This is a genomic window from Streptomyces sp. CWNU-52B, from assembly GCF_047444975.1.
Classification (GTDB): Bacteria; Actinomycetota; Actinomycetes; order Streptomycetales; family Streptomycetaceae; genus Streptomyces.
In genome coordinates this window covers 84,015-109,173 of sequence record NZ_JBLFJV010000001.1, presented here as the reverse complement: position 1 = coordinate 109,173, position 25,159 = coordinate 84,015, and the positions used below count along the sequence as shown (strand labels likewise).

At 71.8% G+C, this 25,159-nt stretch carries 20 protein-coding genes; 17 read left to right on the top strand and 3 right to left on the bottom strand.

Annotation, left to right across the window (positions count from 1 at the left end; genetic code table 11):
- The first annotated feature begins 1 nt into the window (after position 1).
- From ACLVWQ_RS00470 to ACLVWQ_RS00460, 3 genes are all read left to right on the top strand, one after another.
- Positions 2-187 carry a hypothetical protein gene (locus ACLVWQ_RS00470; RefSeq protein ID WP_414106019.1) on the top strand — a complete coding sequence of 62 codons (186 nt, stop codon included), beginning with the start codon at positions 2-4 and terminating at the stop codon, positions 185-187.
- 275 nt (positions 188-462) lie between these two features.
- Entirely contained in the window at positions 463-870 is a 408-nt protein-coding gene (locus tag ACLVWQ_RS00465) for a hypothetical protein (RefSeq protein WP_414106018.1), read from the top strand.
- Between the two features lie 153 nt (positions 871-1,023).
- Entirely contained in the window at positions 1,024-1,818 is a 795-nt protein-coding gene (locus ACLVWQ_RS00460; protein ID WP_414106017.1) for a S1 RNA-binding domain-containing protein, read from the top strand.
- Between the two features lie 69 nt (positions 1,819-1,887).
- Here the strand turns inward: ACLVWQ_RS00460 and ACLVWQ_RS00455 are convergent, their stop codons facing one another.
- Positions 1,888-2,460, bottom strand: coding sequence for a TetR/AcrR family transcriptional regulator (locus ACLVWQ_RS00455; RefSeq protein ID WP_414106016.1), 573 nt, complete (start codon positions 2,458-2,460; stop codon positions 1,888-1,890).
- An 80-nt stretch (positions 2,461-2,540) separates the two neighbouring features.
- On the opposite strand from ACLVWQ_RS00455, the gene ACLVWQ_RS00450 reads away from it, so the two are divergent.
- From ACLVWQ_RS00450 to obgE, 9 genes are all read left to right on the top strand, one after another.
- Positions 2,541-3,425, top strand: a complete 885-nt coding sequence (locus ACLVWQ_RS00450) for an SDR family oxidoreductase (protein ID WP_414106015.1) — start codon at positions 2,541-2,543, stop codon at positions 3,423-3,425.
- Between the two features lie 36 nt (positions 3,426-3,461).
- The gene (locus tag ACLVWQ_RS00445; protein ID WP_414106014.1) at positions 3,462-3,995 is read left to right on the top strand and encodes a GNAT family N-acetyltransferase; all 534 of its coding nucleotides are present in this window, start codon (positions 3,462-3,464) and stop codon (positions 3,993-3,995) included.
- 15 nt (positions 3,996-4,010) lie between these two features.
- Positions 4,011-5,330, top strand: a complete 1,320-nt coding sequence (locus ACLVWQ_RS00440) for a hypothetical protein (protein ID WP_414106013.1) — start codon at positions 4,011-4,013, stop codon at positions 5,328-5,330.
- 135 nt (positions 5,331-5,465) lie between these two features.
- Positions 5,466-6,260 (top strand): TIGR03936 family radical SAM-associated protein, encoded by a 795-nt coding sequence (locus ACLVWQ_RS00435; RefSeq protein WP_414106012.1) that lies wholly within the window; start codon positions 5,466-5,468, stop codon positions 6,258-6,260.
- A gap of 249 nt (positions 6,261-6,509) precedes the next feature.
- Positions 6,510-10,805, top strand: a complete 4,296-nt coding sequence (locus tag ACLVWQ_RS00430) for an Rne/Rng family ribonuclease (protein ID WP_414106011.1) — start codon at positions 6,510-6,512, stop codon at positions 10,803-10,805.
- Between the two features lie 260 nt (positions 10,806-11,065).
- Positions 11,066-12,415: a phospholipase D-like domain-containing protein gene (locus ACLVWQ_RS00425; protein ID WP_414106010.1), complete on the top strand. Its 1,350-nt coding sequence runs from the start codon at positions 11,066-11,068 to the stop codon at positions 12,413-12,415.
- Positions 12,416-12,646: 231 nt separating this feature from the next.
- Complete coding sequence (gene rplU, locus ACLVWQ_RS00420; RefSeq protein WP_006374708.1) at positions 12,647-12,967, top strand: 50S ribosomal protein L21; 321 nt, start codon at positions 12,647-12,649, stop codon at positions 12,965-12,967.
- A 14-nt stretch (positions 12,968-12,981) separates the two neighbouring features.
- Positions 12,982-13,236: a 50S ribosomal protein L27 gene (rpmA, locus tag ACLVWQ_RS00415; protein ID WP_107016287.1), complete on the top strand. Its 255-nt coding sequence runs from the start codon at positions 12,982-12,984 to the stop codon at positions 13,234-13,236.
- A 193-nt stretch (positions 13,237-13,429) separates the two neighbouring features.
- Positions 13,430-14,866: a GTPase ObgE gene (gene obgE, locus ACLVWQ_RS00410; protein ID WP_414106009.1), complete on the top strand. Its 1,437-nt coding sequence runs from the start codon at positions 13,430-13,432 to the stop codon at positions 14,864-14,866.
- 344 nt (positions 14,867-15,210) lie between these two features.
- Here the strand turns inward: obgE and ACLVWQ_RS00405 are convergent, their stop codons facing one another.
- Complete coding sequence (locus tag ACLVWQ_RS00405) at positions 15,211-17,295, bottom strand: hypothetical protein (protein WP_414106008.1); 2,085 nt, start codon at positions 17,293-17,295, stop codon at positions 15,211-15,213.
- A 346-nt stretch (positions 17,296-17,641) separates the two neighbouring features.
- On the opposite strand from ACLVWQ_RS00405, the gene proB reads away from it, so the two are divergent.
- The 5 genes from proB to ACLVWQ_RS00380 all read left to right on the top strand — a co-directional run bounded on the left by proB (position 17,642) and on the right by ACLVWQ_RS00380 (position 23,345).
- Entirely contained in the window at positions 17,642-18,748 is a 1,107-nt protein-coding gene (gene proB / locus ACLVWQ_RS00400) for a glutamate 5-kinase (RefSeq protein WP_414106177.1), read from the top strand.
- Between the two features lie 801 nt (positions 18,749-19,549).
- Positions 19,550-20,008 (top strand): hypothetical protein, encoded by a 459-nt coding sequence (locus ACLVWQ_RS00395; RefSeq protein ID WP_414106176.1) that lies wholly within the window; start codon positions 19,550-19,552, stop codon positions 20,006-20,008.
- A gap of 124 nt (positions 20,009-20,132) precedes the next feature.
- A complete protein-coding gene (locus tag ACLVWQ_RS00390) occupies positions 20,133-21,419 on the top strand; it encodes a glutamate-5-semialdehyde dehydrogenase (protein ID WP_414106007.1) in 1,287 nt (428 codons plus the stop codon).
- A gap of 70 nt (positions 21,420-21,489) precedes the next feature.
- Entirely contained in the window at positions 21,490-22,107 is a 618-nt protein-coding gene (locus ACLVWQ_RS00385; protein WP_414106006.1) for a hypothetical protein, read from the top strand.
- Between the two features lie 158 nt (positions 22,108-22,265).
- A complete protein-coding gene (locus ACLVWQ_RS00380) occupies positions 22,266-23,345 on the top strand; it encodes a hypothetical protein (RefSeq protein ID WP_414106005.1) in 1,080 nt (359 codons plus the stop codon).
- 600 nt (positions 23,346-23,945) lie between these two features.
- Here ACLVWQ_RS00380 and ACLVWQ_RS00375 read toward each other — a convergent pair.
- Complete coding sequence (locus ACLVWQ_RS00375) at positions 23,946-25,082, bottom strand: M48 family metallopeptidase (RefSeq protein WP_414106004.1); 1,137 nt, start codon at positions 25,080-25,082, stop codon at positions 23,946-23,948.
- Between the last annotated feature and the right edge of the window lie 77 nt (positions 25,083-25,159).

Sequence of the window (25,159 nt, the reverse complement as noted above, 5' to 3'; positions counted from 1 at the left end):
CGTGAGTGAGGCGTTGCGGCGGGTGGTGGAGGCGCTGGGGGACGGCAGCGAGGAAGAGGTTGCTGCCGTCCTCAGGACACTCGGCGCTCGGAGCAGCCGGCAGGCGATCGTGCGGGAGGCGCCGAGAACGCCTCTGCCGCCGCCTGGAGGCCCGGCGACCGTCCAGTCCGAGGTGGAGTGGGTCTGAGGAGCTCACGGCCTGGGAGCGCCGTACTTGGCGCTTCTGTCACCTGAGTGGCTGCTCTCAGATCGCGAGGCGCGCCCTTGCTTCCTAGCGTGGCGATATCCGCTACGGAGGAGGCAGTCATGCCGGCGAATGAGCCGCCTGATGGCGGTCCTCGGTGGGGAAGTCCGGGTGACGGTCCAACCCCCTCTGGGCAGTGGACGTCTCCCGCTGAGCCGCCTCAGAAGAAGCCGCGGGGCCGTGCCTGTCTCTGGGGGTGCGGTGGCGCCCTGGCCGCGGTGATCCTCATCGTCGTGGTGGTGCTGGTGATCGCGCAGGGGGACAGCGATGAGAGCACTACACCTGCGCCCAGTAGCACCAACACCGACACGACGCCGCGAGAGAAGACGCAGGAACCCCGGGGCGAACGAGCGGACCTCACGAGCTTCCAGCTAGACGACCGCTCAGAAGCCGGTATCACCAATATTTGGGTCGCCTGGACGATCAAGAACAGCAGCGGCGAGCAGTCCGACTACTCATGGGACTGGGAGGCGGTCGACGCCAGCGGCACCCGACTCACGAACGGTTCTCAACTGGAGACCGACGTGCAGCCCGGTCAGACCGCCCGGGGTGAGTACCCCACGACGCTCAAGAGCGTGAAGGGCGTCAAGCTCAACATCACCAGCTTCAACCGCACTGCCAGCTAGGGGGACGGCGGCGAGTGGGTCCAGCGCGAGGCTCCTCGTGAGAGTCTGGCCGGCATGGGGGACGTATCGTCCGACGCTGTTCGGAGGTTCCTGGCGACGGTGCATGTCGGTGATCTCTGCAGAGGCACGGTTGCGGAGGTTGCTCGGTCTGGGATGTCGGTGGTCCTGGACGGCTGCGCCGGGCGCCCGTTGGAGGTGGTGGGGCCGCTGGACGATCCTTGGACTCGGCGTCCGGCCGCGGGTGTGGAGGTCGGACAGCGGATCACCGCTGAGGTGACCGCAGTCGATCTCGATGAGGGCAAGGTCCGATTGTCGACGGCGGCCACTGCGGACCGGGAACTCTGGAAGTTCCTCAAGCGCCTTCGACTCGGCGAGATCCTGTCCGGTACGGTCGCGGCGGTCGAGAGCTTCGGCGTGTTCGTCGCCCTTGACGACGGCCCACGGCACCCGGTTTTCCCCGGGGTCGGCTTCATCACGATTCCCGAGTTGTCCTGGCGGCGCTTCGCGGACGCTTCGGAGGTCGTCGAGATCGGGCAGCGCGTGTCGGGCGAGTTCCTGCAGTTCGACACATGGAACGGAGAAGCGCGGCTGTCCCTGCGGGCGCTGCGGCCGGATCCCTTCGCCGCGTTCGCCGACAGTACTGAGGTGGGTGCGGTTCTGCGCGGCCGGGTGACCAGGCTGGTCCCGTTCGGTGCCTTCGTCCAGGTCGCTGACGGGATCGAGGGGCTGGTTCATCTGAGTGAGCTCGCGCCGACGGCGGTGGCGACTGCGGACGAGGTCGTACAGGTCGCCGATCAGGTCTCGGTCGTGGTCACGGAAATCGATGTGGAGCGTCGAAGGCTGCTCCTGTCCCGACGGCAGGCTCGAGGTCGTTCTGGTGCGGACTGCGCCCGCTGCTCGGCACATGGCCACAAACGAGCCGAACCGGCAAGGAACTGCTGCCGCTGACGGCCAAGAAGCCCGCGGCGACCGGGGCGGGTGGCCGTACGCACTGACGCGGTCGTCGAGTGGTCCGGGCTAGCCGAGTGCCGCCGCCGCTCTGCGGAGTTCGTTCAGGGCGTGGCGGGTGAGGGCGGTGCACGTCTGTTCGTTGGACGGGTCGGCCCACTCGTCGAAGGCCTGGTAGTAGGCGCGGATGCCCAGTTCGGCGGCGAGGCTCGCGGTCGGTTCCTGGATGCCGCGTGCGCGCAGCGCGGCGCTGATGGCCTCGCCGAGTCCGGCGCGCTTGAGGGCGGCGCGCTCCCGCAGTTCGCTGTGGCCGGCGATGACCGGGCGGAGCCTGGCGCTGAGTTCGCGGCGGTCGTCGGTGAAGGTGGCCGTGAGCGCGTCGAGGGCCGCGCCGACCGCTTCCAGGGGGGCGGCCTCGCCGGGCGCCGCGGCGATCGCGTCGCCGAGGATGCGCGCGTGCGTGTCCTGGCCGGCGAAGAGCACCTCCCGCTTGTTGGGGAAGTGCCGGAAGAAGGTGGTCTTGGTCAGCCCCGCCCGGTCGGCGATCTCGTTGACGGTGGTGGCGTCGTATCCCTGTTCGGTGAACAGCTCGACCGCTGCGTACACCAGCCGTTCTCGCGCGTTCGGTTCCCATCGAGCCATGCGCACATCATAAGTGATGTGACTCGGTACCGTCACAGGGCTATAGTGACGTTACCAAGTCACATCACTAGGAGAGTCACATGCGTGTATTCGTCACCGGTGCCGGCGGCCACATCGCGTCGGCCGTGGTGCCCGAACTGATCGAGGCCGGCCACGAGGTCGTGGGCCTGGCCAGGTCCGACGCCTCGGCCGCCGCCGTCGAGGCCTTGGGCGCCGAGGTCAGGCGCGGCGACCTCGGCGACCTCGACGGTCTGCGCGAGGCCGCGGCCGACGCGGACGCGGTCGTCCACCTCGCCTTCGACCACGCCGCCATCGCCGCCGGGAGGTTCGGCGACGCGGTGGCCGCCGACCTGACCGTGGTGCGGGCGTTCGGCGACACGCTGGCCGGCACCGGCAAGGCACTCCTCAGCGTCGGCCTGACGCACACCGACGACGCGAAGTTCAACGCGGTCGTCGACGCCAACCCCCGGTCCGCCGTCACCCGCGCCCTCGCCGAGTACACCGGACGCGGCGTGCGGACCGTGTTCATCGCGATTCCGCCGGTCACCCACAGCACCCTGGACCGGACCGGGTTCGTCCCCACGCTGATCAGGATCGCCCGCGAGAGGGGCGTGTCCGGCTACGTCGGCGACGGCGCCAACCGCTGGCCCGCGGGACACACCCTGGACGTCGGCCGCCTCTACCGGCTGGCTCTGGAGAAGGCCCCGGCCGGCGCACAGCTGTACGCCGTGGCGGAGGAGGGGATCACGGTGCGCGAGATCGCCGAGACCATCGGCCGCCACCTCGGTGTCCCGGCGGTGAGCATCCCGGCCGAGCAGGCCGCGGACCACTTCACGGGCTTCCCGTTCAGCGCCCTCGACGTCACGATGCCCGACTCGGACACCAGGGAGCTGCTGGGCTGGGAGCCGGTCCAGCCGGGCCTGATCGCCGACCTGGAGGCGGGCCACTACTTCACGACCGGCTGACACCTGCCCCTGTCCGCCCTCTGCCACCATGGGGCGATGCCGCACCTTGTCAGGCCCGACGAGGGCCTTCGTGTCTCCTTCCTGGAAGCCGTGGACGAGAACGTCGCCGAGGGGGACTTGTTCGGGGACACGCTGAAGCGTGAACTCGACGTGTACGGCGGCGCCTGGCGCGAGCCGGACGGTTTCGCGCGCTATGTGGCGGCCGTCCGCGAGCAGGAGCTGGAGGAGGGCGGGCGCCCCGACGGCTTCGTACCGGCCAGCTGGTTCTGGTACGTCGACGAGGGCGTCTACCTGGGCCGGATCCAGGTCCGGCACCGGCTCACCCCGTTCCTGCGCGACCTCGGCGGCCACATCGGTTACGGGGTGCGGCCCTCGGCCCGCCGGAACGGACACGCCACGGCCATGCTCGGCGACGTCCTGCCGCACGCGCGCGCCCTCGGGCTCGACCAGGTCCTCGTCACCTGCGACACCACCAACACCGCCTCCCGCAAGGTGATCGAGGCCAACGGCGGGCGCCTGGAGGACGAGCGCGGCGGAAAACTCCGATTCTGGATCCGAACGCACCCCTGACGCGTCCTGGTGGATATGGACCTGGAGAAGTCGCCGCGGCGGGACCCCGTCCCCGAGCGGGCGCAGCGGGACGACGCGCCCGAGGGATGCCTCACCGTCGCCATCCGCATCCCGGTGCGGATCGTGGTGTTCGTGCTGATCGTGCCCGTACGGATGGCATGGGACGCGCTGGTCGTCGGCGGCCGGTTCCTCAGGGACGCGCTGTTCCGCCCGCTCGGCCGGGCCCTCCTGTGGGTGTTCGCGCCCGTCGGGCGGGCCGCCGGGTGGCTCCTCGACGGCATCGCGACCGTCGTCGGACGGCTGCTGACCGCTCTCGGACACGCGCTGCTGTGGCTGGGCAGGCTGGTGTTCGTCCGGCCGTGGGTGGGGCTGTGGCGCTACGTCGCCGTGCCGGTGGGCCGGGCGCTGGCGTGGCTCGGGCATGTGCTGCTCGTCGTCCCCGCCCGCCGGCTGTACGAGCGGGTGCTGACGCCCCTCGGGCACGGCGTGGTGTGGGCGCTGCTGGGGTTCGCGGCCGGGTGCGCCTGGCTGTGGCGGGTGACGGTGGTCACTCCCGCGCGATGGCTGTACCGGGCGCTGCTCACGCCGACGGGGCGGGGGTTCGCCTGGCTGGCACTGGGGTTGTGGGCCGCCGTCACCTGGGTGGGCCGCGGTGTGTGGGCGGGCGTGACCTGGGTCTCCCGAGGCGTCTGGGCCGGTGTCGGGTGGGTTTCCCGCGGGCTGTGGGCCGGTGTGGTGTGGGTCTCGCGTGGTGTGTGGGCCGGGGTCACCTGGGTCGGCGGGGGACTGTGGGCCGGTGCGACCTGGGTGGGCCGGGGGATCCGGGCCGTGCTGGTCGGGCTCGGCGTGGTCGTCGGGACCCTCCTGCGGTGGCTCCTCGTCGTACCCGCCGTCGCCCTGTGGCGCTGGGTGCTCGCCCCGGTCGGACGCGCCGTCGCCGTCGTCGCGCGGGAGATCGGCGAGGCCCTGGGGCACGCGTGGCGTGTCGCCGGGTACGTGTCCCTGGCCGTCGGCCGGTTCCTCGCGCGGCTCTTCCGGTGGACCTTCGTCGAGCCCGTGCGGTGGGTGTACAAGTCCCTGCTCACGCCCGTGGGGCACCTCGTGCGGGACGCCGTCTGGCGGCCCGCCGCACAGGCCGCCCGCAGCGTGGGCCGCGCCACCCGGCAGGCCCTGGCGAGCGCCCGCGAGACGGCGCGCCGGACCAGGGCCGACATCCGCAGCGCCCTGTTCGGAGCCCCGCGCGAACCCGAGCCGGCGCCCCTGCCCGCACCTCTGCCCGCACCGCTCGGTGAACCCGAGCCGGGACGCCTGGTCAAGCCCGGCGGGCCCCTGTAGCGCACGCCGGCCCCCTCCCGGAGGGAGCGGGCGGCCGCGGGGACACGTACTCTGGGGAGAAGTACGACGGCTCTCACGAAGGACTGAACGACACTGGGCAAGCGACAGCCCGAAGGCCCGCCGCCCGCACCCGCGGTGCAGCGCATCCGACTTCGCTACACCAAGCGAGGCCGCCTCCGGTTCACCAGCCACCGTGACTTCCAGCGTGCCTTCGAGCGCGCGTTGCGCCGAGCCGAGGTGCCCATGGCGTACTCGGCTGGGTTCACGCCGCACCCGAAGGTGTCGTACGCCAATGCCGCACCCACCGGCACCGGCAGTGAGGCCGAGTACCTGGAGATCGCGCTCACCGACGCGCGCGACCCCGACACCCTGCGTGAGCTCCTCGACGAGTCGCTCCCCACCGGGCTCGACATCGTCGACGCCGTGGAGGCCCGTACCTCGGGCCTCGCCGACCGGCTCACCGCGTCCGTGTGGGAACTGCGCCTCGACGGCGTGTCCCAGAAGGACGCGGAACACGCGGTCGACGCCTTCACGGCGGCCGGGACCGTGGAGGTCCGGCGCAAGGCGAAGAACGGTGTCCGCACCTTCGACGCCCGCGCCGCCGTCGCCGGTCTGGAGGTGCTCGGCGCAGCCGCGGAAGCAGACAGTCCCCAGGCTGATAGGCCGACGGACCAGGCCTGTGCGATACTGCGGCTGGTTGTTCGGCACGTGACGCCTGCCGTTCGACCTGACGACGTCCTGTCCGGTCTCCGAGCTGTGGCCGACCTGGCGCCGCCGGTCCCCGCAGCGGTGACCAGGCTGGCGCAGGGGCTTTTCGATGAAGAGACCGGCACGGTGACCGACCCGCTCGCGCCCGACCGCGAGGCAGCAGCATCCTCTCCGGTTCCCACCGGGGACACCGCGGCTGCCGCCGCGAAGGCGTCGGCGTAAGGAAGGTCCCGCGTAGGGACGTACGTCGAAGCGCCGCCCTTGTATCCGGGAGCCACCTGGGTCGGGCAGCGCACCGACCAGAAGACTTTCGCCAGGCCGTACGCACACATGGCGTACGGAACCGGCGAGACAGGACACAGAGAGCTCCCGTGCGGCGCCCGCGCCCCGGACGGCGGCACCGCGCAACGCGCGAGCCGCGGACGTCACCGGATCCGCGGCGCCCGGGAGCCTGACGGGAGATCCACCCGCATGCTCGAGCCGACCGAACCCACCGAGGCCTCGCAGGGCCCCGACAACAGCACCCCCAGCGACACGCTGCCGCCACGCCGGCGCCGTCGTGCCGCCTCACGGCCCGCGGGCCCACCCTCGGGGAACGCCGAGGGTACCGCCGAGGCGGAGACCACCGCGCCGGCCATACCTGCCGTGAGCTCCGCCTCCCCGGCACAGGGGACCCCCGACGCGCGGGAGACACCCGACGCGCCGGAGAGCGAAGAGGCACAGGAGACGGAAGAGGCGGCTGTGACCGCCGACACCCCCGCCGCCGACGAGGCCCCCGCGCCCCGCACCCGCCGTCGGGCCACCCGCCGGGCATCCGCCCCCGCGGGCGCGCCGCAGACCGCGGGGACGGCGGACGCCGCCCCCGAGGCCACGGCCACCGCGCCGGCCGCGCAGCCCGAGCCCGAGACGGCCGCTGAGCCCGAGGCGCCCGTCGAGGCCGAGGCCGCCGACGAGTCCGCTCCCGCCCCGCGTGCGCGCCGTCGTGCCACCCGCCGCGCCACCGCCCCCACCGGCACGCCGCATACGGCCGACCCCGAAGCCGCCCAGGTGACCGTCGTGACGCCCGCGCCCGACGCGAGCGCCGAGGCCCCGGCCGCCGAGCCGGTCGCCGAAGAGGCTCCGGCCGACGGGTCCGAGGCCGCCCCCGCGCCGCGTGCCCGCCGTCGTGCCACCCGCCGCGCCACCGCCCCCGCGGGCGCACCGCAGGCGGAGACCGAGAACCCCGAGCCGGCGCCCGTCGAGGCCGCCGCCGAGCCCACTCGCCGCGCCACCCGGAAGAACCAGCGCGCCGAGACCCCCACCGCGACCGAGCCCACCGAGGCCGCTGTCCGCGACGAGCGCAGGGAGGCCCCCGTGGCCGCTGCCAAGAACGACCGGTCCACCGAGACCGAGACCCCCGCCGACGAGGACGCCACTCCGCGCCGTGCCCGCCGCCGGGCCACCCGCAAGGCGGCCGGAGGCTTCTCCGCGCCCGCCCCGCGCAAGGCCACGCAGTCGGACGATTCGGGCAGGCGCCCCGCGCGCCCCGCCGTCGCCGTCTTCCAGGCGCCGGTCTTCACCGAGCCGATGTTCCAGACGCCGGAGCGTGCCGCGGCCGCCGCCGCTGCCGAGGCCGCCGAGGAGACCGAGGAGGTCGCCGCGCCGGTCCAGGAGGCCGCCCCCGCGGCCGTCGAGGAGGAGACCGGCGGTTCGCGCCGTCGCCGCCGCCGCAAGGCGGAGGAGCCCGCCGCCCCGGTGGAGAGCGCCCCCGAGGCCGAGGAGCCCGTCGAGGAGGAGGCCACCGAGGAGGAGTCCGCCGAGGACGCCGCCGACGGTGACGACAACGAGGACACCGGTTCGCGCCGCCGTCGCCGCCGTGGCGGCCGCCGCCGCCGTCGGGGCGAGTCCTCCGACGCGGACGACGACTTCGCCGGTGAGCAGGGCGAGCGCGGCGAGCAGCAGACCCGGTCGGGCCAGGACACGCAGGGTTCCCAGGGCGCCCCCGAGGCCGAGGACGCCCGGGACACGGCCGCCGTCGAGCAGGCCGAAGAGGACACCGCGGACGCGGACGACGACCACGACGACGCCGGCGGCTCCAGCAGCAGCCGTCGCCGCCGGCGCCGTCGCCGTCGCGCCGGTGACTCCTCCGGCGAGGCCGAGCCCGCCGGCGACAGCGACCCCGAGCGCACCGTCGTCAAGGTCCGCGAGCCCCGCAAGAAGGAGGACCGGGCCCACGACGGTTCGGACGAGGTGCAGTCCATCAAGGGCTCGACCCGTCTGGAGGCCAAGAAGCAGCGCCGCCGTGAAGGGCGCGAGCAGGGCCGCCGCCGTGTCCCGATCATCACCGAGGCCGAGTTCCTGGCCCGCCGTGAGGCCGTCGAGCGTGTGATGGTCGTCCGCCAGAGCGGCGAGCGCACCCAGATCGGCGTGCTTGAGGACGACGTGCTCGTGGAGCACTACGTCAACAAGGAGCAGGCGACCTCGTACGTCGGCAACGTCTACCTGGGCAAGGTCCAGAACGTGCTGCCGTCGATGGAGGCCGCCTTCATCGACATCGGCAAGGGCCGCAACGCCGTGCTCTACGCCGGTGAGGTCAACTTCGAGGCGCTGGGCATGGCCAACGGCCCCCGCCGCATCGAGAGCGCCCTGAAGTCCGGCCAGTCGGTCCTCGTACAGGTCACGAAGGACCCGATCGGCCACAAGGGCGCCCGTCTGACGAGCCAGGTCTCGCTCCCCGGCCGCTACCTGGTCTACGTGCCCGAGGGCTCGATGACCGGCATCAGCCGCAAGCTGCCCGACACCGAGCGCGCCCGCCTGAAGACCATCCTCAAGAAGATCGTCCCCGACGACGCGGGTGTCATCGTGCGCACCGCGGCCGAGGGCGCGAGCGAGGACGAGCTGCGCCGTGACGTCGAGCGGCTCCAGGCGCAGTGGGAGGACATCGAGAAGAAGGCGAAGAGCGGCGGCAGCTCGAACGCCCCGACGCTGCTCTACGGCGAGCCGGACATGACCGTCCGGGTCGTCCGCGACATCTTCAACGAGGACTTCACCAAGGTCATCGTGAGCGGCGACGAGGCGTGGGACACCATCCACGGGTACGTGGCGCACGTCGCGCCCGACCTCGCCGACCGGCTGTCGCGGTGGACCTCCGAGGTCGACGTGTTCGCGACGTACCGGATCGACGAGCAGCTCGCCAAGGCCCTCGACCGCAAGGTCTGGCTGCCGAGCGGCGGTTCGCTGGTCATCGACAAGACCGAAGCGATGATCGTGATCGACGTCAACACCGGAAAGTTCACCGGTCAGGGCGGCAACCTCGAAGAGACGGTCACCAGGAACAACCTGGAGGCGGCCGAGGAGATCGTGCGCCAGCTGCGGCTGCGCGACCTCGGCGGCATCGTCGTCATCGACTTCATCGACATGGTCCTGGAGTCCAACCGGGACCTGGTGCTGCGCCGCCTCCTGGAGTGCCTGGGCCGCGACCGTACGAAGCACCAGGTGGCCGAGGTCACCTCGCTCGGCCTCGTGCAGATGACCCGTAAGCGGGTCGGCCAGGGCCTCCTGGAGTCGTTCTCGGAGACCTGCGTCCACTGCAACGGCCGCGGCGTGATCGTGCACATGGAGCAGCCCACCTCGGTGGGCGGCGGCGGCAGCGCCGGCAAGCGCAAGAAGCGCGGTCGCGGCGGCGCCGACCAGGGCCACGAGCACGACCACACGCACGAGTACGAGACGGAGTCGGCCGAGGCCGTCGAGCCGGCCGAGACGGCGGCCGAGGTCGCCGCGGAGGTGGCCGAGCCCGTCGCGCTCGCCTCGCCCGAGTTCGTACCGGACGAGGACCTCTACAGCAGTGCCGCCGAGGCGGAGGCCGCCGCCACGCGCGGCCGGTCGCGTCGCCGGTCGAGCCGGCGCGCGTCGGCCCCGGCGGGTGCGCCGAGGTCCGAGTCCCGCAGGTCGGAGCGGGCGGAGCGGTCCGAGCGGGCCGAGCACAGGGACGAGGAGGCGCCGACCGCGCAGTCCGTCACGGCGCAGGACGAGGCCGAGCGCCCGGTGCACCAGGAGCCGGCCGCGGTCGCGCAGAGCGAGCCCGTCGCCGTCGAGGACCCGGTGGTCGAGGCTCCGGCCGCCGCCGAGGCCCCGGCCGTCGACGACGCCGCCCCCAAGGGCCGTACGCGCCGTCGGGCGACCCGCAAGGTGTCCGCGCCCGCCGGTTCGCCCAAGGCTGCCGAGGAGGCCGCTGTGACGGTCACCGAGCCGGTCGCCGCGCCCGCCGAGACCAAGGCCGAGGAGGCACCCGAGGCCGCCGCCGCTCCGGCTCAGGCTCCGGCGGAGCAGCCCGCCGCCGACAGCGCCGCCCCGGCCCGTCCGAGGCGTCGTGCGGTCCGCAAGGCCACTGCGCCGACCTCGTCGGCGGACGCCGACGCCGTCGTGGTCGTCCCGTCGTCGGCGCCGGAAGCCCCGGCGCAGAGTGCGCAGGCCCCGGCCGACGCGCCGGCCGAGGCCCCCGCGGCTTCGCCCGCCGAGTCGTCCACCGAGCCGGCCGCCGAGGCGCCCGGTGAGGGCGAGGCGGCTCCGGCGAAGAAGACGGTCCGCAAGGCGGCCAAGAAGGCGCCCGCGAAGAAGGCCGCCGCGAAGAAGACGACGACGGCGGCCAAGAAGACGGTCGCCAAGAAGACCACGGCCAAGAAGGCGACGAAGACCGCCAAGACGGCCGCGAAGTCGACGTCGAAGAAGACCGCGGCGGCGGAGCAGCAGAGCCCGTCCACCGTCACGGCCGCCACCGACGAGGACTGAGCCCCGGCCGAGCCCCGCTCACGACGCCCCCCGACCAGCGGTCACCGCCGGTCGGGGGGCGTCGTCGTGCCCGGCGGAGGTACGGGCGCCGAGGCGGGCGGCGGGCGCCACTCGACGGCATCGGCATCACGGACATCACATTCACCCCTCGTCCACTTGGAACACGACCGTCTACCTGTGAAACTTGACCGGTCATCGGTATGAACACACGGGTGGGCGTTGGGGAGACGCGCGCACGTGTCAGGGGGAGGGGGAAACACATGGCGCGCGTGCGCCTCAAGAGCACCGGGCGGCACCGCGCCGTGAAGCCGGTCAAGGGCGGACGCCAGGCCGTCGCGCTGGCGACGGTCCTGTCCGCGGCGGGAGTACAGGCCGCCACGTCGGCGGGTACGGCACAGGCCCTCGACAACCCGACGTGGACCGAGGGGCCGATCTTCAACGACCCGCTCGGCACCACCGACCAGCAGGCCGCGATCCGTACACGGCTGATCGAGCTGACGAACTCGGCGCTGCCCGGCTCGTACATCAAGGTCGCGGTGTACCACGTCTGGGAGACCGGCGTCGTCAACGCGCTCGTCGCCGCCAAGAACCGCGGCGTGAACGTACAGGTGCTGCTCGACGAGTCCAGCGTCAGCGACCGCCCGACCAACACCTCGTACGGGATCCTCGCCTCGGGGCTCGGCACGAACCGCGCGCAGGGCTCGTACGTCGCGACCTGTCCGGCGAACAAGTCGTGCCTGGGCGACCCGAAGTTCGGCCAGTCGATCATGCACAACAAGTTCTGGCTGTTCTCGGCGGTGCAGGGCGCCACGAACGTGGTCGTGGAGACCACCTCGAACTCCACGCCGTCCGCGCACACCCGGTTCTTCAACGACGCGCTGCTGCTGCCGGACAACCCGACGATGTACGACGCGTACGCGGACTACTTCGACACGATGGTCGCGAAGAACTGGAAGTCCTGGAACTACCGCACGGTGAGCAACGGCCTCTACAAGGCGTACTTCTTCCCGCGGACGGGCAACTCGCGGGCCACCGACACGGTGTACTCCCTCCTCAACAACGTGACCTGCAAGTACAAGGACACCGCGGGCGTCACGCAGTCGACCAAGGTCCGGGTGGCGATCTTCAAGATCACGCGGCTGGCCATCGCGGAGAAGCTGGTCGACCTGAAGAAGGCGGGCTGCTCCGTGAGCATCGTCTACGCGGAGTCGGACAGCGCCAAGAGCAGCGGCGGCACCAAGGGCACCTGGGAGAAGATGCACACCACCGGGGGCCCGACCGTACGCTGCTACAACGACGACCGGGACCCGCTGAACCCCGGCAAGAAGCTCGCGGCGCCGTTCATCATCCACTCCAAGTACATCCTGGTCGACGGCATGTACGACGGTGTGAAGAACAAGGTCAGCTTCACCGGCTCGGGCAACTACACGGGGCCCGCGCTGCGCGAGAACGACGAGTCGATCGTGAAGGTCGACGACGACGCCGTGCACGACATGTACCGGGCCCACTTCGACCGGGTCGTCAAGGTCGCCTACCCGGGCACCGCGGACACCACGGACCTGTGCAAGGGCGTGAAGCCGCTGCCCGACGACGGCGAGAAGCCGACGTAGCTCCCCGGGTCAGCCGACGTAGCTCCAGGTCAGGGGCTGGTCGGGAGCGGTCCCCGACCCGGTTTGACCCCCAGGTCGGGGCCCCGTAACCTTGACCCTCGGTGTGTTTGTTGACGCATCGCATTCCCGTAAACCTCTTCCTCCCGGTGGCTCGCGCCCCGGGAGAGGCTGCCTGCTTCCTCCGGTGGCTGGACTGCGGGGATTCCGATTTCGAGCGAGAGAGAGATCCGCGTGTACGCCATCGTGCGCAGCGGTGGTCGCCAGCACAAGGTTGCTGTTGGTGACATCGTTGAGGTTGACAAGATTTCCACTGCCAAGGTCGGCGACACGGTCGAGCTCTCGACCCTGCTCGTTGTCGACGGCGACGCCGTGACGAGCGACCCGTGGGTCCTCGCCGGCATCAAGGTCCAGGCCGAGATCGTGGATCACCACAAGGGTGTGAAGATCGACATCCTTCGCTACAAGAACAAGACCGGCTACCGCCGTCGTCAGGGCCACCGCCAGCAGTACACGGCGATCAAGGTCACTGAGATCCCCGCGGCTGCGAAGTAAGGGACTGAGGAGAGATGGCACACAAGAAGGGCGCATCGTCCACCCGGAACGGTCGCGACTCAAATGCTCAGCGGCTCGGCGTGAAGCGCTTCGGCGGTCAGACCGTCAACGCCGGTGAGATCCTGGTCCGCCAGCGTGGCACCCACTTCCACCCCGGCGTGAAGGTCGGCCGTGGCAAGGACGACACGCTGTTCGCGCTGGCCGCCGGTGCGGTCGAGTTCGGCACGCACCGTGGCCGCAAGGTCGTGAACATCGTTCCGGTCGCCTGATCGGATCTTTCGCGAGGCGGACCTCACTTCCCGTACGGGAAGCGGGTCCGCCTTTCGCGTGTTTTAACTGAGTAGTGATCACCGGGCGCCGAAGACCGCTGACGGTCGCTGACGGCAGTCGGCCGACGGCCGTCGACGAGCGCGTGATGATCATCGATGAGAGATTTTCCGTACGTAACTGGAGGCACATTCCATGACCACCTTCGTGGACCGCGTCGAGCTGCATGTCGCCGCGGGTAGCGGAGGTCACGGCTGTGCCTCCGTCCACCGGGAGAAGTTCAAGCCCCTCGGTGGCCCGGACGGCGGCAACGGCGGCCGTGGCGGTGACGTGATCCTGGTCGTCGACCAGGCCGTCACCACACTTCTCGACTACCATCACTCCCCGCACCGCAAGGCCACCAGCGGCAGGCCCGGCGAGGGCGGCAACCGCTCCGGCAAGGACGGCCAGGACCTGGTCCTGCCGGTCCCGGACGGCACCGTCGTCCAGGACAAGGCCGGGAACGTGCTCGCCGACATGGTGGGCCAGGGCACGACGTACGTGGTCGCCGAGGGCGGCAGGGGCGGTCTCGGCAACGCGGCGCTGTCCTCGGCCCGCCGCAAGGCGCCCGGCTTCGCGCTGCTGGGTGTGCCCGGTGGCCTCGACGACATCGTCCTTGAGCTCAAGACCGTCGCGGACGTGGCGCTGGTCGGCTACCCGAGCGCCGGCAAGTCCTCGCTGATCTCGGTGCTGTCGGCCGCGAAGCCGAAGATCGCCGACTACCCCTTCACGACGCTCGTCCCCAACCTCGGTGTGGTGACGGCCGGCTCGACGGTCTACACGATCGCCGACGTGCCGGGACTGATCCCCGGGGCCAGCCAGGGCAAGGGCCTGGGACTTGAGTTCCTGCGGCACGTGGAGCGCTGCGAGGTGCTGGTCCACGTGCTGGACACGGCGACCCTGGAGTCCGACCGTGACCCGGTCTCCGACCTCGACATTATCGAGGAGGAGCTGAGCCAGTACGGCGGCCTCGGCAACCGGCCGCGCCTGGTCGTCCTGAACAAGATCGACGTGCCGGACGGCAAGGATCTGTCCGAGATGGTCCGCCCGGACCTGGAGGCACGCGGCTACCAGGTCTTCGCGGTCTCGGCGGTGGCCCACACGGGGCTCAAGGAGCTGTCCTTCGCGCTCGCCGAGCTGGTCGGCAAGGCGCGTGCGGCGAAGCCGAAGGAAGAGGCCACGCGGATCGTCATCCGGCCCAAGGCGGTCGACGACGCCGGCTTCACGGTGGTCAAGGAGGAGGACGGCCTCTACCGGGTGCGCGGCGAGAAGCCGGAGCGCTGGGTGAGGCAGACCGACTTCAGCAACGACGAGGCGGTCGGGTACCTCGCCGACCGGCTCAGCCGGCTGGGTGTCGAGACGATGCTGACGAAGGCGGGTGCGCGTTCGGGTGACGGCGTCGCCATCGGGCCCGAGGACAACGCGGTCGTCTTCGACTGGGAGCCGACGGTCATGGCGGGGGCGGAGATGCTCGGGCGCCGTGGTGAGGACCACCGGTTCGAGCCGCCGCGGCCGGCTGAGCAGCGGAGGCGTGACAAGCAGGCGGAGCGGGACGAGTCGGACGAACAGTTCCACGACTTCAAACCGTTCTGACGGTTCGCCCCTCCGCCGCGCGGCCGCCCCCACGCCCGCGCGCCGGAGGGGGCAGGCCGCGCAGTTCCCCGCGCCCCTGAGGGGCTGGGGTGGGTGTCTTCGCCGCGCCCCGGTGGGGGTTGGGCGCGCAGTTCCTCGCGCCCCTGGAGGTGCGGGCCGGTGGGGGTTGGGCGCGCAGTTCCCCGCGCCCCTGGAGGTGCGGGCCGGTGGGGGGTGAGCGTGCAGTTCCTCGCCGCCCTTGGAAGAAGGCCTCTGGGTGGGAGGGGCCGTTTTTTTAGGGGCGCGGGGAACTGCGCGACCAGCCCCCACCGGGCGCGCGGTCGAACACGTGCCGGTGGTTACCCCTACGCGCTGACGGAGTCCTCCGCCTCGGTGGGATCCTGCGCGGCCTCCTCCGCCGCATCCTCCTTCGCCGACCGCGGCGAAGGAATCTCCGCGGCGAGCCGCGACTCCATCCGCTCCCGCCGCTCGTCGGCCTTCCCGCACAGATCGTCGATCGCCCCGTTGAAGCGCACCATCGACGGCGGGTCGGACGGCCCGAGCAGGTGCTCCTTCAGCGCGGCACGAGCGGCCGTGAACTCGTCCTTCTCGGGCCGCCGCACCGACTCGAGAAGCGCCGGCACCCCCTCCGCCCCGGGCGCGAGCACAACCCCCGCGGACACCGTCGGGAACCCCGTACGGAACGCCGCCTCCGACATCCCGGAGGTGTTCGCGACCGCGTACGGCTTCTCGCTCGACAGCCAGTCGGAGACCACCGACGAGACATCGCTGACCAGCAGGTCCGCCTGGTTGAAGCAGGCGAAGATGCCCGGCCGCGCATCCGTGATGATCTGGTGCTCCCACTCCGGGAAGGACGCCCAGTACGCCTTCTCCCAGGCCAGCGTGGCCTCGGTGATGGCGGCCTCACGGTCACCCCGCGGCACGCCCTGCAGCAGCATCCGCTCCATCTCGTCCGCGCTGTTCCGGAAGTCCGTCGAGGTCAGCTTGTCCAACTCGGCCGTACGACGCGCCAGTTCGGCGGCGGCCCCGGCGTCGGGCCGCGGGCCCGAGCGCAGCGCGGCGGCCTCGCGGATCATCGCCTTGATGCGCTCGTTCGCGGCGCCCGCACGCGGCTCGACCGACCCGGTCATCGGGTGCGGCTTGTAGAGGAGCCGCACACCGTCGTCGGCCAGCAGCCGCCGCACGATGTTCTCGCCGGCCAGCACCACCGACGTGTTGCCGGGGTTGCCGTCCCAGCCCTCCCAGGTGGGGGCGTACAGCACGGTCGTGAACTCGCCCGTCGGCGCCCCCGAGTACGGGCGGATCGGCGCGAGCTGCGGGCGGCCGACCTCCACGATGTCCTTGTCCTCGACACCGACCTCGGCCTGCGCGTACCGCTCGCGGGCCGCGGGACCGGCCACCCACACCTCGTCGTACGCCTTCGCGTACGGGTTGCAGGAGGAGAGCTTGTCGCTCTCGCCGTGGTTGATGAAGGCGTGCTTGACCGTGGGGATGCGCAGGACCTGCGAGGTCTTCGCGGCGTTGGCCGGGTGCAGCATCATCTTCAGCGTCGAGTTCTCCAGCGAGAACATCGTCGAGACCTTCGGGAAGCAGATGACCGGCACGTCGGTGGCGTCGATCTTCTGCACCATGAACCGCTCACGCAGCACGATCAGCGGCTTCGCGTCGATCGCGGAGACCGTGGAGAGCCACATGTTCGCCTGGTACGCGGAGGTCGTGCCGCCGGAGAAGTACATGGCCACGGTCGGCTTGTAGTCCGCCAGCCACTTGTCCAGCCACTCCATGACCTTCTGCTCGCTCTTGGCGCGCTTCTTCGGCAGCAGCCAGGTGGCGAGGTGGATCGTGCCGCCGCCGATCAGGACGAGCGCGATCCCGAGGCCGACGGCGCCCCAGAACGCGTCCTCGGTGGCCGCGGTGATCATCAGGCCGACCGTGGTCGGCACGGAGAAGGTGAGCAGCCGGTGGCCGGGGCGGCGGGCCAGGATGCGCGGCGGCGCGGTGGTCAGGTGCAGCGCGGACGCGTCGATGTTCCGGGTGACGACCGGCAGCGTACGGACGCGGCGGACCATGACCGCGGCGCCCTGGCAGGCGAAGTGCAGGGCGAAGAAGAGGCACAGCCCGACCATCAGCGGCGCCTGCTCGCGTGTCGGGTTGATGCCCTCGATCCGCAGGAAACCCACCATGATGATCATGTCGCGCAGCAGCTGCCGGACCGTGGCGTCGAAGCGGACCTTGCCGAGCAGCGAGAGCAGACCGGGGTCGCGGTACTGCAGGAACACGTCGAGGGCGAGGCCCGCAGCGCTCGCGGCGATGAACACCGGGATGGCCGGCACCAGAGCGGAGACGATCTGAGCCGTGAAGAGCGCGAACATCGAGAGCAGCGCGATCAGCTGCAGGATGCGGCGGGGGGCGAGTCCGGCGGAGGGCACGGAATGGACTCCTGCGAGGGGTGCGGTGGATGGAGGAGGAAACGTGGGGGTCGGCCCTCGCCGTGCCTCCCTACAAGCTCGTACGGAAGCACGTACGGGAGAAGCCGATCCCTGACCGTATGACCTCTGCGGGCCGCCTAGCAATCTTGCGTGAGAACTATCACCGGATATCGGTTTAAAACGACGAGAGCCTATGGGACGTTCCGACCGGGCTCCCCCTCCCGTCCGCCACTCGAAACACAGGGGCGTCCGGCACCCGCCGTCCCGTAGATTGCAGTGGACCGGTGCACGGACCGGGCAGGTCGGAACATTGGGGTACAACGTGTCAGCGGCAAGCAGGCAGGGTGTGGTGGACGCCCGCAGGATCGTCGTCAAGGTGGGGTCCTCGTCCCTGACCACCGCGTCCGGCGGCCTCGACGCCGACCGCGTGGACGCCCTCGTGGACGTACTCGCCAAGAGCCGCAGCGGCGGTGAGAAGGAGGTCGTCCTCGTCTCGTCCGGCGCCATCGCCGCGGGCCTCGCCCCGCTGGGCCTGCGCCGCCGCCCCAAGGACCTCGCCCGGCAGCAGGCCGCCGCCAGCGTGGGCCAGGGCCTCCTCGTCGCCCGCTACACCGCCTCCTGCGCCCGTTACGGCATCCGGGTCGGCCAGGTGCTGCTCACCTCGGACGACATGAGCCGCCGCGCCAACCACCGCAACGCCGCCCGCACCCTCGACAAGCTCCTGGCGATGAGCGCCCTGCCGGTCGTCAACGAGAACGACACCGTCGCCACGGACGAGATCCGCTTCGGTGACAACGACCGCCTCGCGGCCCTGGTCGCCCATCTGGTCCACGCCGACCTGCTGGTCCTCCTCTCCGACGTGGACGGCGTGTACGACGGCGACCCCAGCAGGCCCGGTACGTCACGGATAGCGGAGGTGCGCGCTCCGGCCGACCTCGCCCACGTCGACATCGGCAGCGCGGGCAAGGCGGGGGTCGGCACCGGCGGCATGGTCACCAAGGTCGAGGCGGCCCGGATCGCCGCCGCGGCCGGTATCCCGGTGGTGCTGACGAACTCGGTCCACGCCGCGGACGCCCTGGCGGGGCGGGACACCGGCACGTACTTCCACGCCACCGGCCGCCGCTCGGCCGACCGCCTGCTCTGGCTCCAGCACGCGTCGACCCCGCAGGGTGCGCTCGTCCTCGACGACGGGGCGGTGCGCGCGGTCGTCGACCGCCGCACCTCGCTGCTGCCCGCGGGCATCTCCGGCGTCGAGGGCGACTTCGCCGCGGGCGACCCCGTCGAACTGCGCGACACCGCGGGCCGCCCGGTCGCCCGGGGACTGGTCAACTTCGACGCCAGGGAGATCCCGCAGCTGATCGGCCGCTCCACGCACGAACTGGCCCGCGAGCTGGGCCCCGCGTACGAACGAGAGGTCGTGCACCGGGACGACCTGGTACTGCTGAACCCCTGACCCGGTGAACGCGTGACCCGGTGAACCTGTGCCTGGGTGGACGGGTGCCCTGGGCGGACGCGTGACCCGGTGCCCCGGGACCCGGCTGGAGGCCCGGTGGCCCGTGGCCTTGGGTTCCGAGACCGGTACCCCGTGCCCCGCGGCCCGTCGCCCCGGGACCCGGCCGGTGACCCGGTGCCCGCGGCCCCGGGACCCGTGAACCGGCCCGTGGTCTTGGCCCCGAGACCGGTACCCCGCGGCCCGTCGCCCCGGGACCCGGCCGGTGACCCGGTGCCCGCGGCCCCCCGGGACCTGTGAACCGGCCCGTGGTCTTGGCCCCGAGACCGGTGCCCGCGGCCCGTCGCCCCGGGACCCGGCCGGTGACCCGGTGCCCGCGGCCCCAGGACCTGTGAACCGGCCCGGTGCCCCGCCGCCCCGGGACCCGGCTGGCGGCCCGTGCCCCGTCGCCAGCGGCCCAGCGGCCCAGCGGCCCAGTGGCCCAGCGGCCTCGCGAACCCCATGAACGAGTCAGCCCGCGTGACGACGACGGCTGTCTGAGTTGGCGTATGTCGGGTACGCGATCCGGGTGCGCCGGGTGTGTGACCGGCGTACGTGGGGGCGCGTGGCGCTGTTCGGGTGTCGTCGTGGTCCGGTGACCGGGATCGGCTGAAAACAGTGGGGAACGCCCGACAAAGCCCGGGTCCGGAGGTGGACCTTCGGTAAAAGTGCCACGCGGCGCCTCCCCACCTGCTCAACTTTGTCTCAGGGAGACCCCCTGAGTCCGACCGGACCCATTGCGTAAAGGAGGCCGTCGTGAGACGAGTGCGCCCTGGGGCGACGGCGCCCCGAGGTGTGGCCGGCTCCCGCGCGGCCGGCGAGGAGCGGGCGCTCACCAGCGTCGCTGCCGGTGACACGTACGAGGTCGAGGAGCCGCAGGACCTGCCGCGGCTGTGGCACGTCACACTGAGCGTCTCGGGAGAGGAGGCCCCGCTGAAGGAGATCAGACGCGGCCTGGAACAGCTCGCCCACGACCACCCGTTCCTGCTGACCAGCCGGTACGCCAACGACCACGCGGAGATCCGCTACTGGGAGGAGGCCCGCGACCTGCACGACGCCGCCGCGGTCGCGCTGCGGCTGTGGGGCGAGCACCGCCAGACCGCGAAGCTGCCGCCCTGGGAGATCGTCGGCCTGGAGGTCATCGACCGCGAGACCTACCACCAGCGGATCGCGGAGGGGTACGGGCAGCTGCCGGCCGCACCCGTGGGCGTACACCCGTTCTAGTACCTGGTACGGCAGGTGCCCTTGGGGCACACGCTTTCCATGCCGTCCACGGCTGTTTCCGGACCCGTCTCGCGGTGTGGGACAACGGCTGAACAGCTTCCGCGGGCGCACTAGTCTGCGACGTATGACCACGCTTTCGCCGTACGACTCGATGTCCCCGGTCACCCGGGCCGCCTACCGTGCCAAGGCCGCCGCCGCCGACCTCGCCCCGCTGCCCAGGGCCGACAAGGACGACGCGCTCCTCGCGATCGCGGACGCGCTCGAGGTCCGTACGAGCGACGTCGTCGAGGCCAACGCCAAGGACGTCGAGCGCGCCCGCGAGGCCGGCACCAGCGAGACGGTCGTCGACCGGCTCACGCTCACGCCCGAGCGGATCCGCGCGATCGCCTCCGACGTGCGCGACGTGGTGGCGCTGCCCGACCCGGTCGGTGAGGTCGTCCGCGGCTCGACCCTGCCCAACGGCATCGACCTGCGCCAGGTCCGGGTCCCGCTCGGTGTCGTCGGCATCATCTACGAGGCCCGCCCGAACGTGACGGTCGACGCGGCCGCCCTGTGCCTGAAGTCCGGGAACGCGGTGCTGCTGCGCGGCTCGTCCTCGGCGTACGAGTCCAACGCCGCCCTCGTCCGGGTCCTGCGCGACGCGGTGGGCGGCTCGGGCCTGCCCGCCGACGCCGTCCAGCTCGTCCCCGGCGACAACCGTGAGTCCGTACGGGAGCTGATGCGCGCCCGTGGCCTCGTCGACGTGCTCATCCCGCGCGGCGGCGCCTCGCTGATCCGCACGGTCGTCCAGGAGTCCACCGTCCCGGTCATCGAGACCGGCACCGGCAACTGCCACGTGTACGTCGACGCGCAGGCCGACCTCGACATGGCGATCGACATCCTGATCAACTCCAAGGCCCAGCGGCCCAGCGTCTGCAACGCCGCCGAGACGCTCCTCGTCCACCAGGACATCGCGCCCCAGTTCCTGCCGCGCGCCCTCGACGCCCTCGCGGAGGCCGGGGTCACCGTGCACGGCGACGAGCGCGTCCTCGGCTACGCCAAGGACTCCAAGGCCACCGTCGTCGAGGCGACGACCGACGACTGGGAGACCGAGTACCTGTCGTACGACATCGCGGCGGCCGTCGTCGACTCGCTGGAGCGGGCCGTCGAGCACATCCGGCTGTGGACCTCCGGGCACACCGAGGCGATCGTCACCACCTCGCAGCAGGCGGCCCGCCGCTTCACCCAGTTGGTGGACTCGACGACGGTGGCCGTGAACGCGTCCACGCGCTTCACGGACGGCGGCCAGTTCGGGTTCGGCGCCGAGATCGGCATCTCCACGCAGAAGCTGCACGCGCGGGGGCCGATGGGGCTCCCGGAGCTGACGAGCACCAAGTACATCGTCACGGGTGACGGCCACATCCGGCGCTGAGGCGGTACGGCGTGAGGCTGCCGGAAAAGCGTCTCGGCAGGCGGATGAATTTCCTTACGGTCTGCCCAAATTGACCACCCCGGTCTACTCTGGATCCGTGCCGGAGGACGTGGGGGGCACGCCGTTCCCTGACGGCTGGGAGCCCGACGACGACCGCGACCGCGGGGGTGCGGACGAAGAGTTCGCCTCCGTGGTCTTCGACGAGGCCTTCGTACGGGCGGCGACCGTACACGAACCGACCGCCGTGGAGCGCCTCCTGGCCGCCGCAGAGGCGCGAGCGGAAGCCTCCGAGGCAGAGGCGCGCCGGGCGCACGCCAGGGGCGTACGAGGCGACGACGAGCTTCTCGAAGACTGGTTCGACCTGGAGGACCGGGGCGATTTCGGCCATGACCCGGATCTGGGCGACCTGGACGACCGGGATGTCCTGCACGGCGGCTACGGCAGGCCGGGCACGTACGGGAAACAGTCCCACTGGCACCGCCCCGTGGCCTGGGTCCTCGCCCTCGTGATGGGCGTCGGCATGGTCGCGCTGGCTTTCGCGGCGGTCTACCGGGGCGCCTCGTCGAGCAGCGGGGACCAAGTCCCGCCGCCCGCCACCTCCGGCCTCGAACAGGGCCCCGGCCTGGGCCCCTCGGCCTCCGCCGACTACTCCCAGCCGGCCGTCTCCGCGGTGCCCCGCACGCCATAGGGCCGCACGGCCGAACAGGGCCGGAAAGAGGTTTGAGAAGCCTCTCCCGCAGCTTGCGGCGCCCGCCCGGGACCTTGTGGTGAACCTGGTGAGAACCTGTCAGAAGTTGTCGTGTACCAGGGCGTTTACCTGAGGTCCAGGAGACCTACTCTGAATGTATGGGCGGGCCTGGAGACCCACCTGAGGGACCATCCGAAGGACCGATCGAGGGTGCTCCCGGCGGTGGCGAGGAGGAGTACCGATCCGTCGTCTTCGACGAATCGTTCGTTCGTGCTGCCCGCCTCCAGGAGTTCTCCGCGCAGGAACGGATCGGCGACCACACCCCGGCCGTCCGCCGCCGCCCCCCGATGCGCCGCGGTCTGTCCCGGCAGGCACTGGTCCTCGTGGTCCTGATCGCCGTGGCGTTCGGTACGGCGATCTACATGGGCGTACGCCATCCCTACCAGACCCCCGTCGCCCAGCACCCCGAGCCGCTGCGGATGACGGTGATCCCGCTCGCGCCGCAGAGCCGCGTGCCCGGGGCGGCCGACGTGGACTCCCTGTACGCGCACAGCCCCGCCGACCAGTTCCGGCTCGGTGCCGAGGGCATCACCCTGCCTCCCTCCCGGCGGACCGCGCACTTCTCCGACAGCCAGGTCGTCACGGCGCTGACCACGGCGAAGGACTACCTCGTCGAGTCCTCGCTCGACCCGGACGTGCTCACCGGCGGTGCCAGCCGGCCCGTGCGGATCCTGCTCGACCCGCAGCAGCTCGACCAGTTCGACCAGAGCTTCCAGCGCCCCACCGCGGACGGGCGGCACGCGCCGACCGGCTGGCTGGTCCGCTTCGACCCGGCGAGCACCGAGCTGGCCGACCCGAAGATCCGGGTGCAGGGCACGCTGACCGCGGCGGAGACCGACTCCGACACGCTTGAGGTCAGCGCGGACCACACCTTCGTCTACGCGCTGCGGCCGAGCGGCTCGCAGGAGCGCGCCGAGGCCTCGCTGTTCACCGTGCGGCGGGAGCTGCACTTCCGGTTCGACCGGGACGACCTGCGGATGCACCAGGCCGAGCTGCTCGTCTCCTACCTCCAGGCCGGGCCGCTGGCCTGCGCCGAGGACGCGACGAACCATCTGCGTCCGCTGCTCGCGGGGGAGACGGCCAAGGCGGGCGGCCCGGCCGGCACGGACCCGTTCGCCACGGGCAGCGCGACGGCCCTGTGCGGCTCACTGGCAACCAGCGCCCAGCCCAAGCTCTGAGGGGTCCCGCCGGGGGTTCGCGAGGTCTGGTGAGGCTGGACGAGGGCTCGGCGAGGGCTCGACCGGGAGCCAGTGACGCCGTCGGTGACTCACGGGTCGCTGGGGACCAGTGGGGCCAGGCTGGTGGGGCCCACACGGCGGAGCCGCATCCGGACACAGCCCCGCACCCCTGAGGGACCCTCGGCCGATCTCCTCGCGGCTCTGGCAAGCAGGCTGCCGCGCCCCGGCCTGGCGCCCGCGCCTTGCCCCGCCCCGGCCGCCCCACGCTCCTGCCGGGCCTTTGGCCGGTCTCCTCGCGGCTCCGCAGGTCGGCTGCCGCGCCGCGCCCTGCTCTGGCGCCACGTCTTGCCCGGGCCAGCCTCGCGCTACTGACGGGCTCTGCCCGGCGGCCCCGGCCCCTGGCCGATGTCCCTGCGGTTGCGGCTCCGGCAGGCCGGCTGTCGCGCCCTGGCCTGCCACGCTGCCTTGCCCCGGCCAGGCGCGGCCCCGCGCCGCGTCGTGCCCCGGTCTGGCGCCGCGTCCTGCCGCGCCTCGGGTCCTGGCGCCTGGACTCAGCCCCCGGCGGCCCCGCCCCGGCGGCCAGCCGCACCGCACCGCCCGTCAGGCGCTTCCGTTCGGGTTCTCGTCGTCCGGGCGGTCCGGGCGGTCCGGGCGGTCGGTTCGGTCTGTGCGCGGTTCGTCCTTGGCGGAGCCGCCGGTGCTGTCGCCGCCGCCCGCGAAGCCGCCGAAGCCCCGCCGCACCCGGCCGCCGAGGTCGCCCGCACCGCCCGCGATGTCGCTGACCAGCTTCATCAGCGGGTCCTTGGAGTTCTTCACGTCGGACGCGTAACTGGACGCGGACTGACGGAAGGAGTCGGTGACCGAGGTGTTCCCGTCCTCGTCGCGGCGCGGGTAGTGGCCGTCCATGATCCGCTGGTAGTCGCGGGACTCCGCCCACTTCTTCAGCTCGGCCGCCCTGACCGTGGTGAAGGGGTGGGAACGGGGCATCACGTTCAGGATCTTGAGCACGGAGTCGCGGAGGTCGCCGCCGGCCTCGTACTCCTCGGCCTGCGCCAGGAACGCGTCCACGTTCATCTCGTGCAGGTGGTTGCCGCCGGCGATCTTCATCAGGCCGCGCATGGAGGCCCGCAGGTCCTGGCCGACCAGCAGCCCCGCCCGGTCGGCGGACAGCTCGGACTTGCGGAACCACTCGCGCAGGGCGGTGACGATCGCCATGATCGCGATGTTGCCGAGGGGGATCCACGCCACGCGCAGGGCGAGGCTCGTCAGGAAGAGCAGGATCGTGCGGTAGACGGAGTGACCCGACAGCGCGTGGCCCACCTCGTGGCCGATGACCGCCCGCATCTCCTCCTCGTCGAGCAGCTCGACGAGGCCGGTGGTGACGACGATGATCGGCTCGTCGAGGCCGATGCACATCGCGTTCGGCTGGGGGTCCTGGTTCACGTACATCGGCGGGACCTTCTCCAGGTCCAGGATGTAACAGGCGTCGCGCAGCATCGTGTGCAGGTGGCTGAACTGGGCGTCCGAGACTCGCACCGAGTCCGACAGGAACAGCAGCCGCAGACTGCGCTCGGGGAGCAGACCGCTCAGGGCCTTGAAGACGGTGTCGAAGCCGCTGAGCTTGCGCAGGGCGACCAGGGCGGAGCGGTCCGCGGGGTGCTCGTACGCCCGGGAGGAGATCCCCTCGAAACGCCTGCGCTGCCTGCTCGGTACGTTCTCGTGGCTGTCGTCTGGCATGTGGGTCCCCCATGCGTTTGATGGCCTTCTGTGCCCCCGAGGCGGGGCCCAGCCTAGGCGGAGATACCGTGGACGGG